We start from the raw sequence: 8,605 nt of genomic DNA on the forward strand, positions 1-8,605 counted from the left end.
ATCTCAAAGACTCAATTATCTTTGGATGCTGTGGAAAGAAGAAAGTTTATTCAATTAACGGGACTTGGAAGTATCCCTTTGATTTTTGGTGCGTGCAGTATACCTGAGATGGAAGAAGGGTATGATGTTGCTGTAGATAGTAATCGTTTGCGCGGACATGTTTTGCGCGAGCAGTTGAGTAAACCGGTGGCTGCTACTTTCGAAAATGAACTTTTAATTATAGGGGGAGGAGTGGCAGGAGTGGCTGCTTATGTAACAGCCCAGCAAGAAGGAAAAGACGTTGCTTTGCTTGAAACCAATTCTTATTTGGGAGGAAGTGCAGGAGGAGGTAATTTTAAATCTGCCCGTTTTGCGAAAGGGGCACACTACGATTTAATTTATCCTTCTTATTATGGTAAAGATGCCTTGGCGCTTTTGAAAATAGCTCAAGTTATAGAACAGAACGAATTTACCAAGGAATACCATTTTGTAGATGCCCAATATCTTATAGATCCTAAAAAGGAAAGTACTTGTATACGTTTCGGAAAACGTGTGCACGAACCTTTGTCGGACTTCGAAGACCTCCCTGTGTTTGAAAAACTCTTACAGCCGTATTTGGGGAAAATGCCTATGCCCACCCGACTCATTCCACAAGAACTACATGCTTTAAATAATCTTGATTTTCATACTTGGTTAATGCAGCAACATTCTTTCTCTGACGAATTCATTAGAGCTGTAGATTATCAAATGCTAGACGATTGGGGTGGAACTTCTAAAGAGGTATCGGCTATTGCAGGTATACACTATTATATGTGTAGAGATTATAGTCAATCACCAGAATTACTTTCTCCACCAGAGGGGAACCTTTACTTTGTAGAAAAGCTGTTAGGCTTGAGTGATTACCAAAATATTCACCTCAATACTTTGGCGGCACATATCCAAGAAACAGAGAATGGTTTTGAAGTAAAGGCATATAACTTTGAAAAAGATCAAGTGGAGCTGTTCAAAGCAAAGCAAATCGTTTATGCCGGACAAAAACACAGTTTGCAGTATGTCTTTCCTAGAGCTCACCGACCAGAACTCATGGCGGAAGCAAGTGCTTGGGTAAGTATCAACTTTGTTCATCCGCGACCAAAAGAAAAAGTAGAAAATGTCTTTTGGCAAAACGACTTTATAGGAGAAAACAAAAACTTCATGGGCTTCTCTGACTCTCGTGCTCAATTTGATTATATAGAGAAGTACGATGTGCTAACAGCTTACTATTGTTTTTCACCGGAGGAAAGGGAAAAGTTAATCGCCTTTGAAAAAGATCCGAGTGGAATTATAGAACAAACAATAGCCTACCTCAAAGAAAGTCTAGGAGAGAATTATCCCGAAAAGTTAAAGTATGTCAATGTGAATATACTCGGTCATGCCATGCCTTTGCCCAAACCTGGCTACCTTTTGAACGATTGGAATCAAAACCGACCGGTACAAAACTTTACCTACGCAGGTGTAGATACTGGTAATTTACCCTTGTTTTTTGAAGCTTTGGATTCTGGGATACGGGCAGTGAGAAAGTTGCAGTCTTAAAGAGCTACGTTTTCAAAATGTTGAGTACAACTACTTTTGGATAAGTAAGTTTGGTTCTTGTAAATATTGCTCCACAGATGAACCTGTTAAATACCATCAGCAATCCTATACTTTCTAGGGTAACTCCAAACAAAGTTTACTCATAAACCACATGTCCGTTTTGTATTCTTCCTACCCATTTCAGTACCAATTCTAATTGACCGTCAGGAGTAAGGTTAGAATTGTCTAATACTATAGCATCGTCGGTTTGTATTAACGGACTTTCTTTTCTTGAAGTATCCAACTCATCTCTTTCTTTTAAGTTGGCAGCAACATCTTCCCAATTCACTTCTTCGCCTTTTGCTTGCAATTCTTTATAACGTCTATCAGCTCTAATTTCTGGAGCAGCTGTTACAAAAAGTTTCAATTCAGCATTCGGGAAAACCACAGAACCTATGTCTCTCCCGTCCATAACAACACCACCGGTTTCACCCATCTTGCGTTGCTTGTCCACTAAGAAAGATCTTACCTCACTTATCTTGGCTACCTGAGAGACTACTTGAGATACCTCTAAAGTTCGAATCTTGTGTTCCACGTTTTTACCGTTGAGTATCAACTCAGGTTTTTGCTCTTTCTCGTTGAACTCAAAGCTCAGATCAATTTCAGGTAAACGAGAAATCAAGACGTGCTCAGCGATTTTTCCATCCAAGATCAATTCGTTTTCAATCGCATATAAACTCACACCTCTATACATGGCGCCTGTATCTACAAAGATATAGTTCAATTCTTTCGCCAAAGCTTTGGCCAAGGTGCTCTTTCCACAAGAAGAATATCCGTCTATTGCTATTGTTAACTTTTTCATGATTGAATTTTAAATGGGATAAGTGCGAATATAAGGTGCAAACTTCAATATTCAATGCATCAAAAAAGGCTTTTGCAAGTAGCGAAAGCCTTTTAGTGTCTTTAAATCGTTTGCCTATTCTTTGATTTCGGCGTCTGGAGCATTTTTCATTACGCTCGAAATACCATTATCTCGAGCTGCTTTTGTAGTGTACATTTCACTAGATCCTATGATTTGTCCATTTCCTGCTTTTAGGTTGAAGTAGAACTGACCATTTTTTGCTTCTTTGCGCTCAAAATTGTCGTCTTCTCCACCATTTTTTTTCACAGATTCTATTCCGTTTTCAGCTCCTGACTTGGAACTGTATCCTTGACTAGATAAAATGATTTCGTGATTTCCTGCTTTTAAATTAAAGTACCAATCGTTGTTTTTCTCAGATTGGAAAAGTTTAAAGTAACCCATAGTTGTAAAATTTAAGATTCCTCCTTAAATTATAGAATCTGAATTACATTTACTTCATAGATCATTAGAAAAGTCATCCGAAATTGATAAATGTCGCTCTACAGCTTTTAAGTGCAAGTGCAGTGTTCGCCTCAATTTGAGAATTGTGAATTTATGTACTGATGTGTACCTATGAGTCTTGTTTATCGTAGTGCGTTTTCATTTTAACGAAAGGGGAATTTAAGAAGGAGTTTGTATGGTTAAGGAGTAGGATAAGTTGATTCTCATTAGTTCCTAATCCAAAGAGTAGGATCGTTAATATTCTAGTTAAATGTCTAAAAACCTAGCTGTCTAAAAGTCTAAATACCTATTTTTGTCGCAAATTGAAAGGTATATGATTCCATTTTCTCCGCCGAGGATAGATCAGGCAGTTGTTGATGAAGTAAGTAAGGCTTTGTTGAGTGGTTGGATTACTACAGGTCCGCGTACAAAAAAGTTTGAACAGGAGATAACTGATTACACGGGTGCACAGAAGACCTTATGCGTTAGTTCTTGGACGAACGGAATGGAAGTAGTGCTTCGTTGGTGGGGTATAGGCCCAGGTGATGAGGTGATAATTCCAGCTTATACCTATTGTGCATCAGCAAATATTATTGTGCACACAGGAGCTACTCCTGTAATGGTAGATTTAAATAAAGAAGATTTTAACGCAAGTGTTGATGCTATTAAAGCTGCCGTTACTCCGAATACCAAAGCGATAATGGGAGTGGATATTAGTGGTTTTCCGGTTGACTTTGACGAAATATACGAAGTAGTCAATAGTCAAGAGGTAAAGGCACAATTCCAACCTGCGAATGATTTGCAAAAACAGTTAGGAAGGATATTGTTGCTTTCGGATGCTGCGCATTCATTTGGTGCAGAATATAAAGGTAAGCGCATAGGTGCTTGCGCGGATATAACAGCTTTCTCTTTTCACGCAGTTAAAAATCTGACGACCGCAGAAGGTGGAGCAGTATGTTTCAATATGCCTGAAGGTTTCGATCACGACGATATTTACAAGCAATTCAATACATTGATTCTTCATGGTCAGTCGAAAGACGCTTTGGCTAAAACGCAAAAAGGAAACTGGCGTTATGATGTGGAGGAACCGGGTTATAAATGTAACATGACAGATTTGCAAGCTGCAATTGGTTTGGTAGAGCTTTCGCGTTATGAGGAAAACTTAACAAGAAGAAAACAAATCTTTGCGGCCTATACATCAGCTTTTGAGAAGGAAGCTTGGGCTATTATACCTCCGTATAAAACAGAAGATAAAACAAGCAGTTATCACTTGTATTTACTACGAATAGCGGATGTGACAGAAGCACAACGTGATGCTATTATTCAGGAAATCTTTGAACAAGATGTTTCTGTAAATGTGCACTTCCAACCATTGCCTTTGTTAACGGCGTATAAGAAGCGTGGTTATAAAATGGAAGACTACCCAGAGGCTTGGAATAAATATGCCAATGAGATATCGCTACCTGTTTATTTCGATTTAAATGATGAGCAAGTACAAACGGTGATAAAGGCGGTGAGGAATGCCGTTCAAAAAGTTTTAGGGTAATGAAAAGATTGTTTGATATCGTAGTATCTATTGTAATTCTTTTATGCATACTTCCCTTCGGTATTTTGCTGTCTATATGGATAGCTTTAGAAAGTGCAGGAGGTGTTTTTTACAAACAAGAGCGCATAGGTAAAAACGGTGTGCCTTTTTATTTGTTCAAATTTCGATCTATGCGCAAAGATGCTGACAAACAAGGTCGACTTACAATAGGTATGAAAGACAATCGAATTACCAAGTCAGGCCAATTTATACGCAAGTACAAGTTAGATGAATTCCCTCAATTCCTGAATGTTTTAAAAGGGGAAATGAGTATTGTTGGACCTCGTCCAGAAGTGAAAGAATATGTAGACCTCTATACTCCCGAACAAGCAAAAGTCTTGGAAGTTAAACCAGGAATTACAGATTATGCTTCCTTAGAATACTTTGATGAAAATAGAATATTGGGGGAGAGTGATGATCCTCAAAAGACCTATGTAGAGGAGGTTATGCCGGCCAAACTTCGTTTGAACATGAAGTATATTGCAAAACCTACCTTAGCCACAGATGTGAAAATAATGTGGTCAACTTTCAAGAAAATTATTTCATAAAGTAAAACCTTCTGGAACGAAAATCTTAGTCGTTTTCTAGGTAGGATTTATAACTTTTTGAAAATCAATAAGTGATGGGTTTGACAGTGGTGCTGTCAATTTTTTGTTAAAAATCGAAAATCCAAAGGAGGAAAGAAGGTGAAACTTTTACCTCGAAAATCAAAAATCACTATTCACATGTGTTGATAACTTTCAACAGCACTGTGTTAAAAATCAGCAACTTTATTCATTTCGGTATTGGTTTATAAATTAAATTGTGTACATTTGCACCCCCCAAAGTGTGTTTGGGGGAGTAATTTTTTGTAAATAATAAATAGAAATATGCCAACTATTCAACAGTTAGTTCGCAAGGGTAGAACAGCGCCGGTAAAGAAGAGCAAGTCAGCAGCACTTGATTCTTGTCCGCAGCGTAAAGGGGTATGTGTAAGGGTTTACACCACTACTCCTAAGAAGCCGAACTCGGCAATGCGTAAAGTAGCCAGAGTACGTTTAACAAACGGTAAGGAAGTGAATGCTTACATCGGTGGAGAAGGTCATAACTTACAAGAACACTCGATGGTGTTAGTGCGTGGAGGAAGAGTAAAAGATCTTCCTGGTGTGCGTTACCACATCGTTCGTGGAGCAGAAGATACTGCTGGTGTTGAGGGAAGAACTCAGCGTCGTTCTAAGTATGGAGCAAAAAGACCTAAGAAATAATTTTAAAGCTTTTTAGAGATGAGAAGAAGAAAGGCCAAAAAGATTCAGATACTTCCGGATCCAAAGTTTAACGATGTAGTTGTTACTAAATTCGTTAATAACATGATGCTGGATGGGAAGAAGAACCTTGCGTTTAAGATTTTTTACGATGCTATTGAGATCGTAAATACAAAAGTTGAAGAAGAAGAAGGATTAGAGATTTGGAAGAAAGCTCTTCACAATGTAACTCCTTCAGTAGAAGTTAGAAGCCGTCGTGTAGGTGGTGCTACTTTCCAAATTCCTACTCCGGTACGTGAAGGAAGAAAGCAGTCACTTGCGATGAAATGGTTGATCGGATACGCAAGAAAGCGTAACGAGAAGTCAATGGCGCAAAGACTTGCTAACGAGATAATCGCTGCCTCTAAAGAAGAAGGTGCTGCGTTTAAAAAGAAAGAAGATACATTAAGAATGGCTGAAGCGAACAAAGCGTTCTCTCACTTCAGATTCTAAAATATAAGACATGGCAAAAAGAGATCTTACATTTACACGTAATATCGGGATTATGGCGCACGTAGATGCTGGTAAAACAACAACTACAGAGCGTATCTTATATTACACAGGTATTAGTCACAAGATTGGTGAGGTACACGATGGTGCTGCAACAATGGACTGGATGGAGCAAGAGCAGGAAAGAGGTATTACAATTACTTCTGCTGCAACTACTTGTTTCTGGAAGTATCCAACAGTTCAAGGTCAAGCAGTTCCTGAAACGAAAGAATACAAGATTAACATTATTGATACTCCTGGTCACGTTGACTTTACAGTTGAAGTTGAGCGTTCATTAAGAGTTTTAGATGGTGCTGTAGCATTGATTTGTGCTGCATCAGGTGTTGAGCCTCAATCTGAGACAGTTTGGAGACAAGCAGATAAGTACAAAGTTCCAAGAATTTGTTTCGTAAACAAAATGGACCGTGCTGGAGCTGATTTCTTCAGATGTTACAATGAAGTTAAGGAGCGTTTAGGAGGTAATCCTATTCCATTACAGATTCCTATCGGAGCTGAGGATGATTTCGCTGGAGTTGTTGATTTGATCACAATGAAAGGAATCTCTTGGAACGAGGAAGATAAAGGGATGACTTACGAAGAGTTTGATATTCCTGCTGATTTAGTAGATGAAGCACAAGAGTGGAGAGAGAAATTGATCGAAGCTGTAGCTGAGTCTGATGACGCATTAATGGAGAAGTTCTTTGAAGATCCAGAATCAATCACTACTGAAGAGGTTATGGATGCTATTCGTGTTGCTACTTGTAACATGTCTATCCAGCCAATGATGTGTGGTTCTGCATTTAAAAACAAAGGTGTTCAGACAATGTTGAACGCGGTTATGGCATTTTTACCATCTCCACTTGATAAAGGTGCAGTTGTAGGTATGAAGCCAGGTACTGATGAGGAAGTTTCTCGTGAACCATCTAACGATGCTCCACTTGCTGCATTGGCATTTAAAATCGCTACTGACCCATTCGTAGGTCGTTTATGTTTCGTAAGAGCTTACTCAGGAACTATTCCTGCAGGATCTTACGTTCACAATACAAGAACTGGAAAGAAAGAGAGAATCTCTCGTTTATTCCAAATGCACTCTAACAAACAAAATCCAATTGAATTATTGGAAGCTGGTGATATCGGTGCTTGTGTTGGATTTAAAGACATCAGAACTGGAGATACATTATGTGGAGAAAAAGATCAAATTGTTCTTGAGTCTATGGACTTCCCAGATCCAGTTATCGGTATAGCTATTGAGCCTAAAACTCAAGCTGACATTGATAAATTAGGAGTTGGATTGAGCAAATTGTCTGAAGAAGATCCTACGTTCCAAATTCACACTGATGAGGATTCAGGTCAAACTGTAATCTCAGGAATGGGAGAGCTTCACTTAGAAGTATTGATCGACCGTTTAAAGCGTGAATTTAAAGTTGAAGTAAACGAAGGTGCTCCTCAAGTTTCTTACAAAGAGAAAATCGCTGGATCTACGGATCACAGAGAAACTTACAAGAAACAATCAGGTGGTCGTGGTAAATTCGCAGATATCGTTGTGAATATTTCTGCACAACCAGATGAAGAGAAACTAGGTTTAGAATTCATTAACAACATTAAAGGTGGTAACGTTCCAAGAGAATTTATCCCTTCAGTTGAAAAAGGATTCAAAGAAGCTATGAAGAATGGTGTATTGGCAGGTTACCCTATCGATTCATTAAAAGTTGAGTTGAATGATGGATCTTTCCACGCAGTCGATTCAGATTCTTTATCTTTCGAGGTTGCAGCGAAAATGGCATACAGACACGCATTGCCTAAAGCTAACCCAGTATTGTTAGAGCCTATCATGAAGTTAGAAGTTGTTACTCCTGAAGAAAACATGGGTGACGTTGTAGCTGACCTTAACCGTCGTCGTGGATTGATGAAAGGTATGGATGATAGAGCTGGTGCAAAAGTTGTTAAAGCTGACGTTCCATTATCAGAAATGTTTGGATACGTTACAACTTTAAGAACAATTTCATCAGGTAGAGCATCTTCTACTATGGAGTTCTCTCACTACGCAGAGGCGCCAAGAAACGTTCAAGAAGACGTAATTGCAAAAGCTAAAGGAAAAGTTACAGCTTAATTTAAAGTAAGATGAGTCAAAAAATTAGAATCAAATTAAAATCATACGATCATAACTTAGTAGACAAATCTGCTGAGAAGATTGTTAAAACTGTAAAGACTACTGGTGCAGTAGTTAGTGGACCAATTCCATTACCAACGCACAAGAGAATTTACACAGTATTAAAATCTCCACACGTAAATAAGAAAGCGCGTGAGCAATTCGAATTATCATCATACAAGAGATTGTTAGATATCTACAGCTCTTCATCTAAAACAGTAGATGCATTG

9 protein-coding genes are annotated in these 8,605 nt (G+C 38.6%); 7 read left to right on the forward strand and 2 right to left on the reverse strand.

Annotation, left to right across the window (positions count from 1 at the left end; translation table 11 throughout):
- Nucleotides 1-1,551, forward strand: a 1,551-nt coding sequence (locus AC22ZQ_RS10030; protein ID WP_318958650.1) for an NAD(P)-binding protein, incomplete at its 5' end; no start/stop codon positions are given.
- 136 nt (nucleotides 1,552-1,687) lie between these two features.
- Here the strand turns inward: AC22ZQ_RS10030 and cmk are convergent.
- Both cmk and AC22ZQ_RS10040 read right to left on the reverse strand, forming a co-directional pair.
- On the reverse strand, nucleotides 1,688-2,392 hold the full coding sequence (gene cmk, locus AC22ZQ_RS10035; protein WP_318958651.1) for a (d)CMP kinase: 705 nt from the start codon (nucleotides 2,390-2,392) through the stop codon (nucleotides 1,688-1,690).
- A 114-nt stretch (nucleotides 2,393-2,506) separates the two neighbouring features.
- Nucleotides 2,507-2,833: a YegP family protein gene (locus AC22ZQ_RS10040; RefSeq protein ID WP_318958652.1), complete on the reverse strand. Its 327-nt coding sequence runs from the start codon at nucleotides 2,831-2,833 to the stop codon at nucleotides 2,507-2,509.
- Nucleotides 2,834-3,206: 373 nt separating this feature from the next.
- Here AC22ZQ_RS10040 and AC22ZQ_RS10045 point away from each other — a divergent pair, with 373 nt between their 5' ends.
- The 6 genes from AC22ZQ_RS10045 to rpsJ form a co-directional block, all read left to right on the forward strand.
- Nucleotides 3,207-4,418, forward strand: a complete 1,212-nt coding sequence (locus AC22ZQ_RS10045) for a DegT/DnrJ/EryC1/StrS family aminotransferase (RefSeq protein WP_318958653.1) — start codon at nucleotides 3,207-3,209, stop codon at nucleotides 4,416-4,418.
- Nucleotides 4,418-5,005: a sugar transferase gene (locus AC22ZQ_RS10050; protein WP_318958654.1), complete on the forward strand. Its 588-nt coding sequence runs from the start codon at nucleotides 4,418-4,420 to the stop codon at nucleotides 5,003-5,005. Before AC22ZQ_RS10045 ends, AC22ZQ_RS10050 begins: the two co-directional genes overlap by 1 nt.
- 321 nt (nucleotides 5,006-5,326) lie before the next feature.
- Nucleotides 5,327-5,701 (forward strand): 30S ribosomal protein S12, encoded by a 375-nt coding sequence (gene rpsL, locus AC22ZQ_RS10055; RefSeq protein WP_090248821.1) that lies wholly within the window; start codon nucleotides 5,327-5,329, stop codon nucleotides 5,699-5,701.
- 18 nt (nucleotides 5,702-5,719) lie between these two features.
- Nucleotides 5,720-6,190 (forward strand): 30S ribosomal protein S7, encoded by a 471-nt coding sequence (gene rpsG, locus AC22ZQ_RS10060; protein WP_318958655.1) that lies wholly within the window; start codon nucleotides 5,720-5,722, stop codon nucleotides 6,188-6,190.
- 10 nt (nucleotides 6,191-6,200) lie between these two features.
- Nucleotides 6,201-8,336: an elongation factor G gene (fusA, locus tag AC22ZQ_RS10065; RefSeq protein WP_318958656.1), complete on the forward strand. Its 2,136-nt coding sequence runs from the start codon at nucleotides 6,201-6,203 to the stop codon at nucleotides 8,334-8,336.
- Nucleotides 8,337-8,347: 11 nt separating this feature from the next.
- The coding region (gene rpsJ, locus AC22ZQ_RS10070) for a 30S ribosomal protein S10 (RefSeq protein WP_318958657.1) at nucleotides 8,348-8,605 on the forward strand (258 nt) is incomplete at its 3' end.

The organism is Lishizhenia sp. (assembly GCF_057456495.1).